This window comes from Staphylococcus schweitzeri, assembly GCF_002902405.1.
Taxonomy (GTDB): Bacteria; Bacillota; Bacilli; order Staphylococcales; family Staphylococcaceae; genus Staphylococcus; species Staphylococcus schweitzeri.
In genome coordinates, this window is sequence record NZ_PPQS01000051.1 from 53,912 (window position 1) to 75,061 (window position 21,150).

Consider the following 21,150-nt stretch of genomic DNA (forward strand, 5'->3'; position numbering starts at 1 on the left):
AGTTAACATATGGATATAAATGTGCTAGCTACAATATTTAAATTTATCCTTTTTGTTGTTGAAATTTATTATTTCGGCATGATTATATATTTCTTTACATCTTGGGTACCAAGTATTAGAGAAACTAAGGTAGGTTATTTTTTAGCAAAAATATATGAACCTTTCTTACAACCATTTAGAAAAGTAATTCCACCTATCGGAATTATCGACATATCATCAATCGCTGCAATTATCGTTTTAGTATTATTCCAAAGAGGGTTACTCCAAATCTTTAATTGGATTTTAATTCAATTACAATAAATTAAGCGACATAACGAGGCAAGGGTATTTGATACTTAAGCCTCGTTTTTGATATGCCTTTTTGTAACATATAGTGCAGTTTATAATATTGAACAAATTTATTTAAGGTAGTGATTAACATAGATATTTATCAACACTTTAGACAGGAAGAATTTGAGTTAATTGACATATTGACGGATAAATGTGCACAAGCAGAGCAACATTACGCGCCAATTTTAACTCATTTTTTAGATCCGAGAGGTCAACACATATTAGAAGTAATATGTGGTAGCTATGATAATTTGAAAGTTTCATTTAATGGTGGTCCTTTTGCCGAAAGAAAAAGAGCGATTATTTCACCAAGTTATTTTGAACCGAAAGAAAGTGACTTTGAGCTAACTTTAATTGAGGTCGATTATCCTGAAAAATTTGTAACTTTAAAGCATCAACATATTTTAGGAACTTTGATGTCGTTAGGTATTGAACGTGAACAAGTAGGGGATATTATTGTAGGTGAAGGCATTCAATTTGTTTTGACAAGTAGATTGGAATCATTTATTATGTTAGAATTACAACGTATTAAAGGCGCATCAGTTAAACTTAATACTATTCCACTAACAGATATGATACAATCTAATGAGAATTGGAAAATTGAAAGTGCGACAGTTAGTTCTTTAAGATTAGATGTTGTTATTAAAGAAATGATACGTAAATCACGCACGATTGCGAAACAATTAATCGATAAAAAGCGTGTAAAAGTGAATCATACAATTGTGGACTCAGCCGATTTTCAATTACAAGTTAATGATTTAATATCCATCCAAGGATTTGGTAGAGCACACATTACTGACTTAGGTGGTAAAACTAAAAAAGATAAAACGCACATTACCTATAGAACATTATTCAAATAGTAATGATTTAAGGAGGATAACAAATGCCTTTTACACCAAATGAAATTAAGAATAAAGAGTTTACACGTGTTAAGAATGGTTTAGAACCAACTGAAGTTGCTAACTTTTTAGAGCAATTAAGCACAGAAATTGAACGTCTAAAAGATGATAAAAAACAACTTGAAAAAGTAGTTGAAGAGAGAGATACTAATATTAAGTCTTATCAAGAGGTACACCAATCTGTAAGTGATGCCTTAGTGCAAGCTCAAAAAGCTGGTGAAGAAACAAAGTTAGCTGCAGAAAAGCAAGCTGAAGCAATTATTGCTAGAGCACAAGCCCAAGCTGATCAAATGGTTGGAGATGCTGTTGAAAAAGCACGTCGTTTAGCTTTCCAAACTGAAGATATGAAACGCCAATCTAAAGTTTTTAGATCACGTTTCCGTATGCTAGTTGAAGCACAATTAGACTTATTAAAGAATGAAGATTGGGATTATTTATTGAATTATGATTTAGATGCAGAACAAGTGACACTTGAAAATATCCATCATTTGCATGAAAATGATTTAAAGCCAGATGAAGTTGCAGTAAATGCACAAAATAATGCATCAAATACATCAGACAATAATCAACAATCAAATGATTCAGAAACAACTAAGAAGTAAGAATTAAATAAAGACAGACGCGTAATATACATTTAACTTTTCACAGCGAATTAGGTAATGGTGAGAGCCTAGTAAAAGCATGTATGTTATATCACTGGCTTTTTAATATTTAAATAATGTAATGAGAGAACTCTAAGTTGAGTTAATAAGGGTGGTACCGCGAGCAATCGTCCCTTTTAATTTAACTTAGAGTTTTTTAAATTTTTAAGGAGTGAAAAAAATGGATTACAAAGAAACGTTATTAATGCCTAAAACAGATTTCCCAATGCGAGGTGGTTTACCAAACAAGGAACCGCAAATTCAAGAAAAATGGGATGCAGAAGATCAATACCATAAAGCGTTAGAAAAAAATAAAGGTAACGAAACATTCATTTTACATGATGGCCCACCATACGCGAATGGTAACTTACATATGGGACATGCCTTGAACAAAATTTTAAAAGACTTTATTGTACGTTATAAAACTATGCAAGGGTTCTATGCACCATACGTACCAGGTTGGGATACACATGGTTTACCAATTGAACAAGCATTAACGAAAAAAGGTGTTGACCGTAAGAAAATGTCAACAGCTGAATTCCGTGAGAAATGTAAAGAATTTGCTTTAGAACAAATTGAATTACAGAAAAAAGATTTTAGACGTTTAGGTGTTCGTGGTGACTTTAATGATCCATATATTACATTAAAACCTGAATACGAAGCTGCACAAATTCGTATTTTTGGAGAAATGGCAGATAAAGGTTTAATTTATAAAGGTAAAAAGCCAGTGTATTGGTCTCCTTCAAGTGAGTCTTCATTAGCAGAAGCAGAAATTGAATATCACGATAAACGTTCAGCATCAATTTATGTTGCATTTGACGTTAAAGATGACAAAGGTGTAGTAGATTCAGATGCTAAATTTATTATTTGGACAACAACACCTTGGACAATTCCATCTAATGTTGCAATTACTGTACATCCGGAATTAAAATACGGTCAATATAATGTTGATGGTCAAAAGTACATTGTTGCAGAAGCGTTATCTGATGCCGTAGCAGAAGCGTTAGGCTGGGATAAAGATTCAATCAAATTAGAAAAAGAATTTTCAGGAAAAGAATTAGAGTATGTTGTAGCACAACATCCATTCTTGGAGAGAGAGTCATTAGTAATTAATGGTGAACATGTTACTACAGACGCTGGTACAGGTTGTGTACATACAGCACCAGGACACGGGGAAGATGACTATATTGTAGGTCAAAAATATGAATTGCCTGTTATTAGTCCAATTGATGATAAAGGTGTCTTCACTGAAGAAGGTGGACAATTTGAAGGTATGTTTTATGATAAAGCAAATAAAGCCGTTACGGATTTATTAACTGAAAAAGGTGCTTTATTAAAATTAGACTTTATTACACATAGTTACCCACATGACTGGAGAACGAAAAAGCCAGTTATTTTCCGTGCAACACCTCAATGGTTTGCATCAATTAGTAAAGTTAGAAAAGATATTTTAGATGCAATTGAAAATACAAACTTCAAAGTAAATTGGGGTAAAACACGTATTTATAATATGGTACGTGACCGAGGCGAATGGGTTATTTCACGCCAACGTGTTTGGGGTGTACCTTTACCTGTATTTTATGCTGAAAACGGCGATATTATCATGACAAAAGAAACTGTGAATCACGTTGCTGATTTATTTGCTGAACACGGGTCAAATATTTGGTTTGAAAGAGAAGCTAAAGATTTGTTACCTGAAGGATTTACACATCCTGGTAGCCCTAACGGCACATTTACTAAAGAAACAGATATCATGGATGTATGGTTCGATTCAGGTTCATCACATCGTGGTGTATTAGAAACGAGACCTGAATTAAGTTTCCCAGCAGATATGTACCTAGAAGGTAGTGACCAATATCGTGGTTGGTTTAATTCATCAATTACAACTGCTGTTGCTACGAGAGGTGTTTCTCCATATAAATTCTTACTTTCACATGGATTTGTAATGGACGGAGAAGGTAAGAAAATGAGTAAATCTTTAGGAAATGTTATCGTTCCTGACCAAGTTGTTAAACAAAAAGGTGCAGATATTGCGAGACTATGGGTAAGTAGTACTGACTATTTAGCAGACGTTAGAATTTCTGATGATATATTAAGACAAACATCTGATGTTTATCGTAAAATTAGAAATACTTTAAGATTCATGTTAGGCAATATCAATGATTTCAACCCTGAAACTGATAGTGTTCCAGAGTCTGAATTATTAGAAGTTGATCGTTATTTGTTAAATCGTTTACGTGAGTTTACTGCAAGTACTGTTAACAACTATGAAAACTTTGACTACTTAAACATTTATCAAGAAGTTCAAAACTTTATCAATGTTGAGTTAAGTAACTTCTACTTAGATTATGGTAAAGATATCTTATATATCGAACAACGTGATTCGCATATTCGCCGTAGTATGCAAACTGTGCTGTACCAAATTTTAGTAGATATGACGAAGTTATTAGCACCAATTTTAGTGCATACAGCAGAAGAAGTTTGGTCACACACACCTCACGTGAAAGAAGGAAGTGTTCACTTAGCTGATATGCCTGAAGTTGTTGAAGTAGACCAAGCTTTATTAGATAAATGGCGTACATTTATGAATTTACGTGATGATGTGAACCGTGCGTTAGAAACTGCACGTAATGAAAAAGTTATCGGTAAATCATTAGAAGCTAAAGTTACTATTGCAAGCAACGATAAATTTAAGGCTTCAGAATTCCTATCTTCATTTGATGCGTTACATCAATTATTTATCGTATCGCAAGTGAGTGTCGTTGATAATTTAGATAATGGAACAACATACGAGTATGGTGACATCGTCATTGAACATGCAGAAGGTGAAAAATGTGAAAGATGTTGGAACTATTCAGAAGATTTAGGTGCTGTTGGAGAATTAACGCATCTATGTCCACGTTGTCAAGAAGTAGTAAAATCACTTATATAATTTAAAATGACCAATTAGTTCGTTAGTATAATATAAATTAAAACTCTCTTCATAAAAATGTAGCAGTTTTTGTTAACATGATGAAGAGAGTTTTTTGGTTATATTGAAATTCATTAAATAATATTTATCTTTAATTTGATAAAAATATCAACTAATGAAGTGAATTGCGTCTGATTAAGATGCTAAATAGTTGCTATTCATATGTTTGTTAGCGATAATATTTTAAATACAAGGCATTAAAAGATTGATTTTGATAGGAGAAAATATAATGTATCATAACTATAATGCGCACTTTGTAAATGGCGTTACTTTAAATGTGAAAGACAAAAAAGAATTAAAACCATTTTATGAAGATGTACTCGGATTGAATATTATTAATGAATCATTGACGTCGATACAATATGAAGTCGGGCAATCCAATCATGTGATAACATTAGTAGAAGTGCAAGATGGACGTGAACCCTTAATGTCTGAAGCTGGTCTTTTTCATATAGCAATTAAACTTCCTAAAATTAGCGATTTATCCAATTTATTAATTCATTTAAGTGAATATGATATTCCGGTTAATGGGGGAATTCAACCTGCATCGTTATCATTATTTTTCGAAGACCCTGAAGGAAATGGCTTTAAATTTTACGTGGATAAAGATGAGGAACAATGGATAAGAGAAAATGAGTTGGTAAAAGTAGACATTAGACCGTTAAATGTACCGAGGTTAGTTAGTCATGCAACAAAAACATTATGGCTAGGCATTCCTGATGAGGCAATTATTGGAGCATTACATATAAAAACAATCCACATAACAGAAGTTAAAGATTATTATCTCAATTATTTTGGGTTGAAAGAATCAGCAATCATGGATGATTATTCGTTGTTTTTAGCGTCTAAAGGTTATTATCAACATTTAGCTATGAATGATTGGGTATCAGCAACGAAACGTGTAGAAAATTTTGATACGTATGGATTAACAATTGTTGACTTTCATTATCCTGAAACAACACATTTAAATTTACAAGGTCCGGATGGTATCTATTATCGTTTTAATCAAATAGAAGTCATTGATTAGTAAATATTGTTTTAACGAGACTATCTGTTTATTAAAGTTAAATATGAGATGTATCATTGTAATGAAGAAGTCACAGTGAATTTTATTTTATTGAGATAGAATTCACTATTTTTTATTAAATTTTTAATAAGTCATTTAACCATATTTACAAAATCAAGACATACATCTATTGAAATGCAACTATTTTAAATTTATAGATTTGAGAAAATTGAATCGATATCATTTTTTTATTGTAATATGCTTACTTTTTTTATTAGCATGTGTAAGCTATAATATAAAGAGTTGTCTTATGGACGATTGATTGGAGGAACGAGAATGAACAAAAAATATTTTATTGGCACTTCCATTTTAATAGCGTTATTTGTCATAATATTTGACCAAGTTACAAAGTATATTGTTGCTACAAGTATGAAAATAGGAGATTCATTTGAAGTTATACCAAATTTTTTAAATATTACATCACATCGAAATAATGGTGCGGCATGGGGAATATTGAGTGGTAAAATGATGTTTTTCTACATTATTACTATTATAATTTTAATCGCACTCGTATATTTTTATATCAAAGATGCTCAATATCATTTGTTTATGCAAATTGCAATTAGTTTACTTTTTGCTGGTGCTTTAGGTAATTTTATCGATAGACTATTAACAGGTGAAGTTGTAGATTTTATAGATACAAATATTTTTGGTTATGATTTTCCAATTTTTAATATCGCTGATTCTAGTTTGACCATAGGTGTTATTTTAATAATTATTGCACTACTAAAAGATACTTCCAATAAAAAGGAGAAGGAGGTTAAATAATGGAGACATTTGAATTTAACATTACAGAAAAAGAACAAACTGGTATGCGTATTGATAAACTATTACCTGAATTAAATGGTGATTGGTCACGTAATCAAATACAAGACTGGATTAAAGTAGGATTAGTCGTAGCCAATGATAAAGTTGTAAAATCTAATTATAAAGTAAAACTAAATGATCGTATTGTTGTCACTGAAAAAGAAATTGTAGAAGCTGACATTCAGCCAGAAAATTTAAATTTAGACATTTATTATGAAGATAATGACGTTGCTGTAGTTTATAAACCAAAAGGCATGGTTGTTCATCCATCGCCCGGTCATTATACCAATACTTTAGTAAATGGTTTAATGTACCAAATTAAAAACTTATCTGGAATCAATGGTGAGATACGTCCAGGTATTGTACATCGTATTGATATGGATACTTCAGGCTTATTGATGGTTGCTAAAAATGACATCGCACATCGTGGTTTAGTAGAACAATTAATGGATAAATCGGTTAAAAGAAAGTATATTGCTTTAGTTCATGGTAATATTCCACATGATTACGGAACAATAGATGCGCCAATTGGTAGAAATAAAAATGACCGTCAATCAATGGCAGTTGTTGATGATGGTAAAGAAGCAGTAACGCATTTTAACGTGTTAGAACATTTTAAAGACTATACTTTAGTTGAATGTCAACTTGAAACTGGTCGTACACATCAAATCCGTGTACATATGAAATATATTGGATTCCCATTAGTAGGTGATCCTAAGTACGGTCCGAAGAAGACTTTAGATATTGGTGGACAAGCATTACATGCTGGATTGATTGGATTTATACATCCAGTAACAGGGGAATACATTGAAAGACATGCCGAATTACCACAAGACTTTGAAGATTTATTAGAGACAATACGAAAAAGAGATGCATAATTTTGTCGTATTAAAATTACGATAACATTATTATGTAAACTATAAAAGGTGATTGATTTTTTCTCTTCCTAAATGAAATGAGTGTCCTTCAATTGAAAAATTTATACTATTAACATTTTATGTATACAGGTTAATTTTTTAATATTGATTGACAAAGTAGCTATTTAGTATTATTCTTATAACAGTTTAAGTACAGCATAAATGAGTCTTTAAATGAGCGTCCAGAGAGTCGTCAAAGACATGATATAAATAGATATATACTGAAATGAACCTTACCACCTTTAAATCAATAAGCGTATCTAATGCAACTTGTGCGTATTATTAATAGTTAGGTGATTGTATATACTAAACCTCATGTCGATATTAAAGACGTGAGGTTTTTTGTTTCTAAATTTTGAAAGGGTGAGAATATGTCTGAGCGTATCATTATGGATGATGCAGCAATACAACGTACAGTAACGAGAATCGCTCATGAAATTTTGGAGTATAACAAAGGTACTGACAATCTAATTCTATTAGGTATTAAAACAAGAGGTGAATATTTAGCGAATCGTATACAAGATAAAATTCATCAAATCGAGCAACAACGTATACCTACTGGAACAATTGATATTACATACTTTAGAGATGATATTGAGCATATGTCATCACAAACGTCTAAAGATGCAATTGAAATCGATACTGACATTACAAATAAAGTTGTCATAATTATTGATGATGTACTTTATACTGGTCGTACGGTTCGTGCTTCACTAGACGCTATTTTATTAAACTCTAGACCAATTAAAATTGGATTAGCCGCATTGGTTGATCGTGGCCATCGAGAGTTACCAATTCGAGCTGATTTTGTTGGTAAAAACATTCCAACTTCTAAAGATGAAACAGTTAGTGTGTATTTAGAAGAGATGGATCAAAGAAATGCAGTTATAATTAAATAATACCCCCTTTTAATTCAGTACGAGAGACTGAGAAAGGTGAGGGATATACAAGAAGTAAGCTTTGTTATGCTTATTTATCGAGTATGCCCTCATATATGACAACTACAAGACGACTTTCATATGAATGAGCGACTTGTAGAAGAATGTCACACTTTTTGTCTCTTTACATAATACTGATGTAAAGAGATTTTTTTATTATCGGAGGAAATGAATATTATGCAAAATGAAGAAATGTTTGAACGAACAGTAAAGCCTGTACTTGATGTAAATGAAAAACCACAACCAGCACAATGGGCGTTTTTAAGCTTACAACATTTGTTTGCGATGTTTGGTGCTACGGTGCTTGTACCATTCTTAACAGGATTACCAATATCCGCAGCGTTATTAGCTTCGGGAATCGGTACACTACTTTATATCTTAATAACGAAAGCGCAAATCCCAGCATATCTTGGATCGAGTTTTGCATTTATTACACCGATTATCACAGGTTTAAGTACTCATAGCTTAGGTGATATGCTGGTTGCATTATTTATGAGTGGTGTTATGTACGTAATTATCGGTGTTTTAATCAAATTAAGTGGAACAGCTTGGTTAATGAAACTTTTACCACCAGTTGTAGTTGGTCCAGTCATAATGGTGATTGGTTTAAGTTTAGCGCCAACTGCAGTAAATATGGCAATGTATGAAAATCCAGGTGATATGAAAGGTTACAATATAAGCTTCTTAGTTGTAGCAATGGTTACATTACTAGTAACGATAGTAGTACAAGGATTTTTCAAAGGCTTCTTATCATTAATACCAGTACTTGTAGGTATCATCGTCGGATATGTGGTAGCGATTTTTATGGGGATAGTTAAATTTGATGCTGTCATGTCAGCAAAATGGCTAGATTTCCCTCATATTTATCTGCCATTTAAAGACTATGTACCATCATTCCATTTGGGTCTTGTGCTAGTTATGATACCAATCGTTTTCGTAACGGTAAGTGAGCATATCGGTCATCAGATGGTTCTAAATAAAATAGTAGGTAGAAACTTTTTTGAAAATCCAGGGCTTGATAAATCAATTATTGGCGACGGTGTATCTACTATGTTCGCAAGTATCATTGGTGGACCACCAAGTACAACATACGGTGAAAATATCGGTGTATTAGCAATTACAAGAATCTACAGTATTTATGTTATCGGTGGTGCCGCAGTAATAGCTATTATCTTGGCATTCATTGGTAAATTTACAGCACTAATATCTTCAATACCGACGCCAGTCATGGGCGGTGTATCAATTTTACTTTTCGGAATTATTGCAGCTAGTGGATTAAGAATGCTAGTTGAAAGTAAGGTAGACTTCGCTAATAACCGTAACTTAGTAATAGCTTCTGTAGTCTTAGTCGTAGGCATTGGTAACTTAGTATTCAACTTGAAAGAAATTGGTATCAACCTTCAAATCGAAGGAATGGCATTAGCAGCACTTTCAGGAATTATTTTGAACTTAATCTTACCTAAAGAGAAAAAGCAAAACAATTAAGTTTTACAAACTAAGGAGGGCGCTTTATGAATCATTTATTATCAATGAAACATTTATCAACAGATCAAATCTACTCACTTATTCAAAAAGCTAGTCAATTTAAATCTGGTGAACGACAATTACCAAACTTTAAAGGTAAATATGTTGCGAATTTGTTTTTTGAAAATTCAACTCGAACAAAATGCAGTTTCGAAATGGCCGAACTTAAATTAGGATTGAAAACGATTAGTTTTGAAACTTCTACGTCATCAGTTTCTAAGGGAGAATCCTTATATGATACATGTAAAACGTTGGAAAGTATTGGTTGTGATTTACTAGTCATAAGACATCCATTTAATAATTACTACGAGAAATTAGTAAATATTAATATTCCTATTGCAAATGCTGGTGATGGAAGTGGACAACATCCAACGCAAAGTTTACTTGACTTAATGACAATTTATGAAGAGTACGGTTATTTCGAAGGATTAAATGTATTGATTTGTGGAGATATAAAAAATTCACGCGTCGCACGCAGCAACTATCATAGTTTAAAGGCATTAGGAGCAAATGTTATGTTTAATAGTCCTGAAGCGTGGATTGATGATTCACTAGAAGCACCTTATGTAAATATTGACGATGTAATTGAGAAAGTAGACATTGTTATGTTACTAAGAATTCAACACGAAAGACATGGACTCGCTGAAGAAGCGAGATTCGCAGCAGACGATTATCATCAAAAGCATGGTTTAAACGAAGCACGATACAACAAATTACAAGCGCATGCAATTGTTATGCATCCAGCTCCAGTTAATAGAGGAGTAGAAATACAAACTGATTTAGTTGAAGCTTCAAAATCAAGAATTTTCAAACAAATGGAAAATGGCGTTTACTTAAGAATGGCAGTCATTGATGAATTATTAAATAAGTAAGGGGACGAATATGATGAAATTAATTAAAAACGGTAAAGTATTACAAAATGGCAAATTAGTAAAAACAGATATTTTAATCGATGGTAAAGTAATTAAACAAATTGCAACTGAGATAGAAGCAAGCAATGATGTTGAGATTATAGACGCGAAAGGCCATTTTGTATCACCTGGATTTGTTGATGTTCATGTTCATTTACGCGAACCCGGTGGTGAATATAAAGAAACAATTGAAACGGGTACAAAAGCGGCAGCAAGAGGTGGATTTACAACAGTTTGTCCAATGCCTAATACAAGACCAGTTCCAGATTCTGTTGAACATTTTGAAGCATTGCAAAAACTAATTAAAGACAATGCTCAAGTACGTGTATTACCATATGCATCGATTACGACACGCCAATTAGGTAAAGAACTTGTTGACTTTCCTGCACTTGTAAAAGAAGGTGCATTTGCCTTCACAGATGATGGTGTTGGTGTTCAAACTGCTAGCATGATGTATGAAGGTATGATTGAAGCTGCAAAAGTGAATAAAGCAATTGTAGCGCACTGCGAAGATAATTCTTTAATCTATGGTGGCGCTATGCATGAAGGAAGACGCAGTAAAGAATTAGGTATACCAGGCATTCCAAATATTTGTGAATCCGTACAAATTGCAAGAGACGTATTATTAGCTGAAGCTGCCGGGTGTCATTACCATGTATGTCATGTATCTACAAAAGAAAGTGTCAGAGTCATTCGTGATGCTAAACGGGCTGGAATTCATGTAACTGCTGAAGTAACACCACATCATTTATTATTAACGGAAGATGATATTCCTGGTAACAATGCGATTTATAAAATGAATCCACCATTAAGAAGTACTGAAGATAGAGAGGCTTTGTTAGAAGGGTTACTAGACGGTACAATTGACTGTATCGCAACAGACCATGCACCACATGCACGTGATGAAAAAGCACAACCAATGGAAAAAGCACCATTCGGTATTGTTGGTAGTGAGACAGCATTCCCACTGTTATATACGCATTTTGTAAAAAATGGTAACTGGACGCTACAACAATTAGTCGATTACTTAACAATTAAGCCATGTGAAACTTTTGATCTAGATTATGGCACATTAAAAGAAAATGGTTATGCAGATTTAACAATCATTGATTTAGATAGTGAACAAGAAATTAAAGGTGAAGATTTCTTATCAAAAGCAGATAATACACCATTTATCGGCTATAAAGTTTATGGAAATCCGATTTTAACAATGGTCGAAGGTGAAGTTAAATTTGAGGGGGAAAAATAAAATGCAAAGCAAACGTTATCTAGTGTTAGAAGACGGTTCATACTACGAAGGCTACCGTTTAGGGTCTGATAACTTAACTGTAGGAGAAATTGTATTTAATACGGCAATGACAGGTTATCAAGAAACAATTTCAGACCCATCATATACAGGTCAAATCATTACATTTACGTATCCTTTAATTGGAAATTATGGAATTAATCGAGACGATTTTGAATCATTAGTACCGACATTAAACGGTATAGTAGTGAAAGAAGCAAGTGAACATCCAAGTAATTTTAGACAACAAAAGACACTTCATGACGTTTTAGAATTGCATCAAATTCCGGGTATTGCGGGTGTAGACACAAGAAGTATTACACGTAAGATTCGTCAACACGGTGTTTTAAAAGCTGGGTTTACTGATTACAAAGAAGAAATAGATAGCCTGGTTCAACACTTACAACGCGTTGAATTACCTAAAGATGAAGTTGAGATTGTATCTACTAAAACACCATATGTCTCAACAGGTAAGGATTTAAGTGTTGTTCTTGTAGACTTTGGCAAAAAGCAAAATATTGTAAGAGAACTAAATATAAGAGGTTGTAATGTTACAGTTGTTCCTTATACAACAACAGCTGAAGAAATTTTAGCAATGGCTCCAGATGGTGTCATGTTGTCTAATGGACCAGGTAACCCTGAAGTAGTAGAATGCGCAATTCCGATGATTCAAGGTATTTTAGGGGAAATTCCATTCTTTGGTATCTGTCTTGGACATCAATTATTTGCATTATCTCAAGGTGCAAGCTCATTTAAAATGAAGTTTGGTCATCGAGGCGCAAATCATCCTGTTAAAAATTTAGAAACTGGCAAAGTAGATATTACAAGTCAAAACCATGGTTATGCAATAGATAAAAATTCATTAAAAAATACAGAATTAGAAATCACACATATTGCACTAAATGATGGTACTGTAGAAGGTTTAAAACATAAAACATTACCTGCCTTTTCAGTACAATATCATCCTGAAGCAAATCCAGGACCGTCAGATTCAAATTATCTTTTTGATGAATTTGTGAAAATGATGACTAATTTTAAGGAAAAGGAGCGTCAAATCAATGCCTAAACGTAACGATATCGAAACAATTTTAGTAATAGGATCTGGACCAATTATTATAGGTCAAGCAGCTGAATTTGACTATGCTGGTACACAAGCGTGTTTAGCATTAAAAGAAGAAGGATACCGTGTAATACTGGTAAACTCAAATCCAGCCACTATTATGACTGACAAAGAAATTGCAGATAAAGTATACATTGAGCCATTAACACATGATTTTATAGCGAGAATCATACGTAAAGAACAACCTGACGCTTTATTACCGACATTAGGTGGACAAACTGGATTGAATATGGCAATTCAATTACATGAAAGTGGTGTACTTCAAGATAATAATGTGCAATTATTAGGCACTGAATTAACATCAATTCAACAGGCAGAAGATCGTGAAATGTTTAGAACATTAATGAATGATTTAAATGTTCCAGTACCAGAGAGTGATATTGTAAATACAGTTGAGCAAGCATTTAAATTTAAAGAACAAGTAGGATATCCATTAATTGTTAGACCAGCGTTTACAATGGGAGGAACTGGTGGTGGTATTTGTCATAATGATGAAGAGTTACAAGAAATCGTTTCAAACGGTCTTCATTATAGTCCAGCTACACAGTGTTTGTTAGAAAAATCAATTGCAGGTTTTAAAGAAATTGAATATGAAGTAATGCGTGACAAAAATGACAATGCCATCGTGGTATGTAACATGGAGAATATTGACCCAGTAGGTATTCATACAGGAGATTCGATTGTAGTAGCACCTAGTCAAACGCTTTCAGATGTGGAATATCAAATGTTACGAGATGTTTCATTGAAAGTTATTAGAGCATTAGGAATAGAAGGCGGATGTAACGTTCAATTGGCATTGGATCCACATTCATTTGATTATTACATTATTGAAGTAAATCCTCGTGTATCTCGTTCGTCAGCTTTAGCATCTAAAGCTACCGGGTACCCAATTGCGAAATTAGCTGCTAAAATTGCGGTCGGTCTTACATTAGATGAAATGTTAAATCCAATCACTGGTACATCATATGCGGCATTTGAGCCAACTTTGGATTATGTGATTTCAAAAATTCCAAGATTCCCATTTGATAAATTCGAAAAAGGGGAACGAGAGCTTGGTACACAAATGAAAGCAACTGGTGAAGTAATGGCAATTGGTCGAACTTACGAAGAATCATTGTTAAAAGCAATTCGTTCGCTTGAATATGGTGTACATCATTTAGGATTACCGAATGGTGAAAGTTTTGACTTAGACTATATTAAAGAACGTATTTCTCACCAAGACGATGAGCGACTATTTTTTATTGGTGAAGCAATTAGAAGAGGGACAACGTTAGAAGAAATTCATAATATGACTCAAATTGATTATTTCTTCTTACACAAGTTCCAAAATATTATCGACATCGAACATCAATTAAAAGAGCATCAGGGAGATTTAGAATATCTTAAATATGCAAAAGATTATGGATTTAGTGATAAAACAATCGCGCATCGTTTCAATATGACTGAAGAAGAAGTATATCAATTGCGAATGGATAATGATATTAAACCTGTCTACAAAATGGTTGATACTTGCGCAGCTGAATTTGAATCTTCAACACCGTACTATTATGGAACATATGAAACTGAAAATGAATCTATTGTTACAGATAAAGAAAAAATCCTAGTATTAGGATCTGGACCAATTAGAATTGGTCAAGGTGTTGAATTTGACTATGCGACAGTACATGCAGTATGGGCTATTCAAAAAGCTGGCTATGAAGCGATTATTGTTAATAACAACCCAGAAACTGTTTCAACAGACTTTTCAATTTCTGACAAACTATACTTCGAACCATTAACTGAAGAAGATGTTATGAACATTATTAATTTAGAACAACCTAAAGGTGTTGTTGTACAATTTGGTGGACAAACTGCAATTAATTTAGCAGATAAATTAGCGAAGCATGGTGTGAAAATACTTGGTACGTCTCTTGAAAACTTAAATCGTGCTGAAGATAGAAAAGAATTTGAATCATTGCTAAGACAAATCAATGTTCCACAACCTCAAGGTAAGACAGCTATTTCACCAAATGAAGCGTTAGCTAACGCGGCAGAAATTGGCTATCCTGTTGTAGTAAGACCTTCTTATGTATTAGGTGGTCGTGCAATGGAAATTGTAGACAATGATACTGAGTTAGAAAACTATATGACACAAGCTGTTAAAGCGAGTCCAGAACACCCTGTATTGGTCGATAGATATTTAACGGGGAAAGAAATTGAAGTCGATGCAATATGCGATGGTGAAACAGTCATTATTCCGGGGATTATGGAACATATTGAACGTGCAGGTGTGCATAGTGGTGACTCAATTGCTGTATATCCACCACAAACATTAACAAAAGAAGAGTTAGTAACACTTGAAGACTACACGATTAAGTTAGCAAAAGGATTAGATATAATCGGGTTGATTAACATCCAATTCGTCATTGCACATGATGGTGTTTATGTGTTAGAAGTGAATCCTCGTTCAAGTAGAACTGTGCCATTCTTAAGCAAAATTACCGATATTCCAATGGCACAATTAGCGATGCGAGCAATTATTGGAGAAAAACTGACGGCAATGGGTTATCAAGAAGGGGTACAACCTTATGCTGAAGGTGTATTTGTTAAAGCTCCGGTATTTAGTTTTAATAAATTGAAAAATGTTGATATTACTTTAGGGCCTGAAATGAAATCTACTGGTGAAGTTATGGGTAAAGATACGACATTAGAAAAGGCGTTATTCAAAGGGTTAACAGGTAGTGGAGTAGAAGTGAAAGACCATGGTACAGTCTTAATGACAGTAAGTGATAAAGATAAGGAAGAAGTTGTTAAATTGGCACAACGCTTAAATGAAGTTGGCTATAAAATTTTAGCTACATCTGGTACCGCGAAGAAATTATCAGAACATGAAATCCCTGTTGAAGTTGTTGGTAAAATCGGTGGTGAAAACGATTTGCTAATACGTATTCAAAATGTTGATGTTCAAATCGTCATAAACACAATGACTAAAGGTAAAGAAGTTGAAAGAGATGGATTCCAAATTAGACGTACAACAGTTGAAAATGGTATCCCATGTTTAACTTCACTTGATACAGCGAATGCTTTAACAAATGTAATTGAGAGTATGACATTTACAATGCGTCAAATGTAAAAATGTTATGACTGAAATGTTGGGTTTGTAATGAATTATGTTAATTCAAAAATATGATTACAAGCCCAATATTTTAACTGAATTTCTTGATATAAAGGGAGACATTAAGATGAAAGATTTGCCAATTATTGCATTAGATTTTGAATCAAAAGATAAAGTAAATCAATTTTTAGATTTGTTTGATGAAGCATTGTTTGTAAAAGTAGGTATGGAGCTTTTTTATCAAGAAGGACCGCAATTAATAAATACAATTAAAGGTCGAGGTCATGATGTGTTTTTAGACTTAAAGTTACATGACATTCCTAATACAGTTGGAAAAGCTATGGAAGGATTAGCAAAATTAAATGTTGATTTAGTTAATGTACATGCAGCTGGTGGCACTAAGATGATGTCTGAGGCAATAAAGGGGTTAAGAAAAAATAATCAATATACAAAAATTATTGCGGTAACACAGCTTACATCTACAACTGAAGATATGTTACATCAAGAACAAAATATACAAACAACTATTGAAGAAGCGGTTTTAAATTATGCGACATTAGCCAAAAATGCTGGTTTAGACGGTGTTGTTTGTTCACCACTCGAGAGTCGCATGTTAACTGAAGAATTAGGTGAATCATTTTTGAAAGTTACTCCAGGTATTAGACCTAAAGGTGCATCACAAAATGATCAGCATCGAATCACAACGCCCGAAGAAGCAAGACAATTAGGTTCGACACACATCGTAGTTGGTAGACCTATTACACAAAGTGAAAATCCTGTTGAAAGTTATCATAAAATAAAAGAAAGTTGGTTAGCATAATGGCGAAAGAAATTGCAAAATCATTATTAGATATTGAAGCTGTAACTTTATCACCAAATGATTTATACACATGGAGTTCAGGTATTAAATCACCGATATATTGTGATAACCGAATTACACTAGGTTATCCTCTAGTTCGTGGTGCAATTCGTGATGGTTTAATTAATTTAATTAAGGAACATTTTCCTAATGTTGAAATTGTTTCAGGTATGGCTACTGCAGGAATTCCTCATGCAGCATTCATTGCTGAAAAGCTAAAGCTACCAATGAATTATGTACGATCTTCAAGTAAAAGTCATGGTAAACAGAACCAAATTGAAGGTGCTAAAAGTGAAGGGAAAAAAGTCGTTGTTATTGAAGATTTAATTTCAACAGGTGGTTCATCAGTAACAGCAGTTGAAGCATTAAAACAAGCGGGTGCAGAAGTATTAGGTGTTGTAGCTATTTTTACTTATGGTTTGAAAAAAGCTGATGAAACGTTTGAAAATATCGAAATACCATTTTATACATTAAGTGATTATAATGAACTTATTGAAGTTGCTAAGGATGAAGGCAAAATTTCTAAAGAAGATATTCAAACACTAGTTGAATGGAGAGACAACTTAGCATAAGATAGTCATTAGAAGGGGGAATTCAGCAAATGAATGACAACACATCTAATGATTTATATGGAAAAATAAAACATTGTAATGAGTTTATCAATGATTCTAATCATTCCAATCAATTTGATGACCATGAAACTGAAAACACTTCGAGCGAGCATAAAAAAAGTGAAACTGAAATAAATCAAAATGATGATTTATTTAAACACGTGAAAAATATATTACGCAAACAAGGTCAAATATAAAAATTAAAAGCTATAGTGTTAAATGTCAGGAATTATAATAGATTTCTAACATAACAACACTATAGCTTTTGTTATATGGTTATTACTTAGCGGATAATTAATTTTATTAAAATCCAACCAATTAAAAATACGAGTAATAGGACTAGTACTGGAATCACATAATGTAACATAACGTCCCTCCTTTTAATTTAATATTAATTGTAATCAAATTTGACGATAAGTCAAAACATTAATATCTATTTAATAAAATGATTTTTAGTTGTATTAAATGGTATTTATAAATCGTATGGCTAAACGAAAAAAATGTAGTATTTTGTTAAGGATAGTGAGTAAGAAAATCACTTCTACCCTTATAAATACAATTACAGTTTTAATATTTTGAGTATGTTAATATAGTTATATAGGAAATTTGAATCTTAAGGAGGCTAACCATGAATATACCAAAAATTACGACGTTTTTAATGTTCAATAATCAAGCTGAAGAAGCCGTTAATTTATATACAAGCCTATTTGAAGACAGTGAAATTATTACGATGGCAAAATATGGTGAAGATGGTCCTGGGGATCCAGGTACTGTTCAACATTCAATATTTACTTTGAATGGCCAAGTGTTTATGGCAATTGACGCGAATAGTGGCACAGAATTACCAATGAATCCTGCGATTTCATTATTTGTTACTGTAAAAGATACATTAGAAATGGAAAGACTATTTAATGGATTAAAGGATGAGGGCGCTATATTAATGCCTAAAACTAATATGCCACCATATCGTGAATTTGCTTGGGTTCAAGACAAATTTGGCGTTAGCTTTCAATTAGCATTACCGGAATAATATTATTAGTGAAATATTGAGTCAATTATATTTGGAATTAAATATAAAATAATATTCTCGTATTTAAAAAGAAATGATTCGAAATATAAAGATGATTTATTGAAAAACCAATGTAAATAGTTTTTTAGATTTAAATAACCATAACAAAACACCTCATGATAGAAGATGTTGCCATCTTATTATGAGGTGTTTCTTTTAATATTTATAAGTTTTATTGTTTCATTCGTTGAATATGTTCATAATCGGGTGTTACATATAATGTTTTTTGATTGTCATATGTTACAAAACCAGGCTTTGCACCAGATGGTTTGTGCACATTTTTAATTAATGTATAGTCAACTGGTATTTGTCCAGAGTTACCAGCTTTCGAAAAATATCCTGCTAACATTGCTGCTTCTTTAATTGTATTTTCACTTGGTTCTTCGTTAAATATAACGACATGTGAACCTGGGATATCTTTTGTGTGTAACCATGTGTACGTTTTTTTAGCTTTTTTATTAGTTAAATAATCATTTTGTTTATTATTTTTACCGACAAATATATCATCACCGTCAGTTGAAATATAATATTGCAATTGAATTTGATCTTTTTTCTTTTTATTTTGGTTTTTTCGCTGTTTCATAAAACCTTGTTCAGATAATTCATCTCTAATTTCATCAATATCCTGTACAGAAATATGTTGTAATTGCTGTTCAATAGTTAAAAAGTATTCAATATTGTCTTTCGTTAATTGAATTTGATGTTCTAATTCATGTTCCCTCGTTTTCATGCGATTATATTGCTTATAGTAATACTGGGCATTTGCAGAAGGTGATTTCGTAGGATTTAAAGGTATTATGACTTCATCATTAGTATAATAGTTAAGTGCTTTTAGTTCTTTATCACCTTGTTTAATTCGGTAAATGTTTGCCGTAATTAATTCACCATACAATTGTTCATTATCTTTGTTTTTAGCTTGTTCATATTCTTCAATTAACTTTGCCAATTTATTTTGGTATTTGTGTAATTGTTGCTGAACGAAACGTACTAAGTCGTTTGCTCTTTGTTTTACTCGTTCTCGTTCACCACGTGCATCATAAAACCGATCGAGTAAATCATTTAATGAATCATAAGTGATCATATCATCATTAAATTGTTTTAGCTTCATAAAATAAAAATCTTCTTTCCCAGTTTCATGATTTTTATGAAAGACAGGTGTAGGTGGTAATTTAGTTTCAGCCATCACTTCATCAAATGCTTCCGGTAATGAAGTTGATGTCATAAACTGACGTCGACTAACAATTTCATTTGTTATTAAAGGGCTAAAACCTTCGAATTGATTCAGTAATTGTTTTGCAATGTTGCCTGAATTAAAATCAATATATTTTAAAACATCCGCACCTGTTAATTCATATGGATTAATTTTATGTTGCGTTGGTGGTGCTTCATAATTAAATCCAGGCATTACAGTTCGATATTGGTTCGTATTTGGTGTTAAGTGTTTAAAACCTTCTATGATTTTACGATTGTCATCCACTAAAATTAAATTACTATGTTTACCCATAATTTCAAGAATAACAGTTCGATGAATCGTATCACCGATTTCATCTTTACTTTTAATATCAATTTCGATGCGTCGATCATTACCAATTTGTTTGATAGATTCAATTATGCCACCTTCCAGATGTTTCCTGAATACTCGCGCAAACATAGGTGGATTAAAAGGATTATCATATTTTTTTGTAGTCAATTGTAATCTTGAAAAGTTAGAGTGAATTGACAATAACAATTGGTGGTTTTGTCTATTTTGACGTACAACCATAAGAATAGTATCGTTTTCAGGTTGGTTTATTTTGTGAATACGTCCTGCTATTAAAAATTGTAAAGATTCTACCATTTTCTTTGTAAATAAGCCGTCATAAGCCATAATATATCTTCCACCTTCTCTAAATCATTCGTTTCATTTTAACATGACTATAACTTTTCGGCATAATTATTCAATTTATTATGAGATTTGTATTTTAAAATACCAAAATGGTTGCAATTGAATTTATGTTTTTAAAATTTATCATGCAATATAACGAAATTGTTAGACCTAAGAGAAATTATGGCATGCAATTTCAAATATGCTATACAATATAAAGAACAATGTGATATCATATTTAAAT

18 protein-coding genes are annotated in these 21,150 nt (G+C 32.5%); 17 read left to right on the forward strand and 1 reads right to left on the reverse strand.

Features of this window, described 5'->3' with window-relative positions:
• Positions 1-9 precede the first annotated feature (9 nt).
• The 17 genes from CD116_RS12740 to CD116_RS12820 all read left to right on the forward strand — a co-directional run bounded on the left by CD116_RS12740 (position 10) and on the right by CD116_RS12820 (position 19,003).
• A complete protein-coding gene (locus CD116_RS12740) occupies positions 10-300 on the forward strand; it encodes a YggT family protein (RefSeq protein WP_047549600.1) in 291 nt (96 codons plus the stop codon).
• A 110-nt stretch (positions 301-410) separates the two neighbouring features.
• A complete protein-coding gene (locus CD116_RS12745) occupies positions 411-1,190 on the forward strand; it encodes a YlmH family RNA-binding protein (RefSeq protein WP_047529017.1) in 780 nt (259 codons plus the stop codon).
• Between the two features lie 23 nt (positions 1,191-1,213).
• Positions 1,214-1,831 (forward strand): DivIVA domain-containing protein, encoded by a 618-nt coding sequence (locus CD116_RS12750; RefSeq protein ID WP_047549597.1) that lies wholly within the window; start codon positions 1,214-1,216, stop codon positions 1,829-1,831.
• A gap of 220 nt (positions 1,832-2,051) precedes the next feature.
• Entirely contained in the window at positions 2,052-4,802 is a 2,751-nt protein-coding gene (ileS, locus tag CD116_RS12755; protein ID WP_047549594.1) for an isoleucine--tRNA ligase, read from the forward strand.
• A gap of 268 nt (positions 4,803-5,070) precedes the next feature.
• Entirely contained in the window at positions 5,071-5,868 is a 798-nt protein-coding gene (locus CD116_RS12760; protein ID WP_047549591.1) for a VOC family protein, read from the forward strand.
• A 315-nt stretch (positions 5,869-6,183) separates the two neighbouring features.
• Positions 6,184-6,675, forward strand: a complete 492-nt coding sequence (gene lspA / locus CD116_RS12765) for a signal peptidase II (protein WP_047549588.1) — start codon at positions 6,184-6,186, stop codon at positions 6,673-6,675.
• Complete coding sequence (locus CD116_RS12770) at positions 6,675-7,592, forward strand: RluA family pseudouridine synthase (RefSeq protein WP_047529006.1); 918 nt, start codon at positions 6,675-6,677, stop codon at positions 7,590-7,592. The genes lspA and CD116_RS12770 overlap by 1 nt, the downstream gene beginning before the upstream one ends.
• Positions 7,593-8,002: 410 nt before the next feature.
• Positions 8,003-8,530 (forward strand): bifunctional pyr operon transcriptional regulator/uracil phosphoribosyltransferase PyrR, encoded by a 528-nt coding sequence (gene pyrR / locus CD116_RS12775; RefSeq protein ID WP_047549585.1) that lies wholly within the window; start codon positions 8,003-8,005, stop codon positions 8,528-8,530.
• 216 nt (positions 8,531-8,746) lie between these two features.
• A complete protein-coding gene (locus CD116_RS12780) occupies positions 8,747-10,054 on the forward strand; it encodes a uracil-xanthine permease family protein (protein ID WP_047529002.1) in 1,308 nt (435 codons plus the stop codon).
• Between the two features lie 26 nt (positions 10,055-10,080).
• Complete coding sequence (locus CD116_RS12785) at positions 10,081-10,965, forward strand: aspartate carbamoyltransferase catalytic subunit (protein ID WP_047549582.1); 885 nt, start codon at positions 10,081-10,083, stop codon at positions 10,963-10,965.
• 13 nt (positions 10,966-10,978) lie between these two features.
• Entirely contained in the window at positions 10,979-12,253 is a 1,275-nt protein-coding gene (locus tag CD116_RS12790; RefSeq protein ID WP_047528998.1) for a dihydroorotase, read from the forward strand.
• 1 nt (position 12,254) lies between these two features.
• Entirely contained in the window at positions 12,255-13,355 is a 1,101-nt protein-coding gene (locus tag CD116_RS12795; RefSeq protein ID WP_047549579.1) for a carbamoyl phosphate synthase small subunit, read from the forward strand.
• On the forward strand, positions 13,348-16,521 hold the full coding sequence (gene carB / locus CD116_RS12800) for a carbamoyl-phosphate synthase large subunit (protein WP_047549577.1): 3,174 nt from the start codon (positions 13,348-13,350) through the stop codon (positions 16,519-16,521). The genes CD116_RS12795 and carB overlap by 8 nt, the downstream gene beginning before the upstream one ends.
• A 109-nt stretch (positions 16,522-16,630) precedes the next feature.
• The gene (gene pyrF, locus CD116_RS12805) at positions 16,631-17,323 is read left to right on the forward strand and encodes an orotidine-5'-phosphate decarboxylase (RefSeq protein WP_047549574.1); all 693 of its coding nucleotides are present in this window, start codon (positions 16,631-16,633) and stop codon (positions 17,321-17,323) included.
• Positions 17,323-17,934, forward strand: a complete 612-nt coding sequence (pyrE, locus tag CD116_RS12810; RefSeq protein WP_047549571.1) for an orotate phosphoribosyltransferase — start codon at positions 17,323-17,325, stop codon at positions 17,932-17,934. The genes pyrF and pyrE overlap by 1 nt, the downstream gene beginning before the upstream one ends.
• A 29-nt stretch (positions 17,935-17,963) precedes the next feature.
• Positions 17,964-18,170: a hypothetical protein gene (locus tag CD116_RS12815; RefSeq protein ID WP_047425069.1), complete on the forward strand. Its 207-nt coding sequence runs from the start codon at positions 17,964-17,966 to the stop codon at positions 18,168-18,170.
• A 431-nt stretch (positions 18,171-18,601) separates the two neighbouring features.
• Positions 18,602-19,003, forward strand: a complete 402-nt coding sequence (locus CD116_RS12820; RefSeq protein ID WP_001025051.1) for a VOC family protein — start codon at positions 18,602-18,604, stop codon at positions 19,001-19,003.
• 211 nt (positions 19,004-19,214) lie between these two features.
• On the opposite strand, the gene CD116_RS12825 is transcribed toward CD116_RS12820, so the two are convergent.
• Positions 19,215-20,909: an Rqc2 family fibronectin-binding protein gene (locus tag CD116_RS12825; protein WP_047549568.1), complete on the reverse strand. Its 1,695-nt coding sequence runs from the start codon at positions 20,907-20,909 to the stop codon at positions 19,215-19,217.
• Positions 20,910-21,150: the final 241 nt, after the last annotated feature.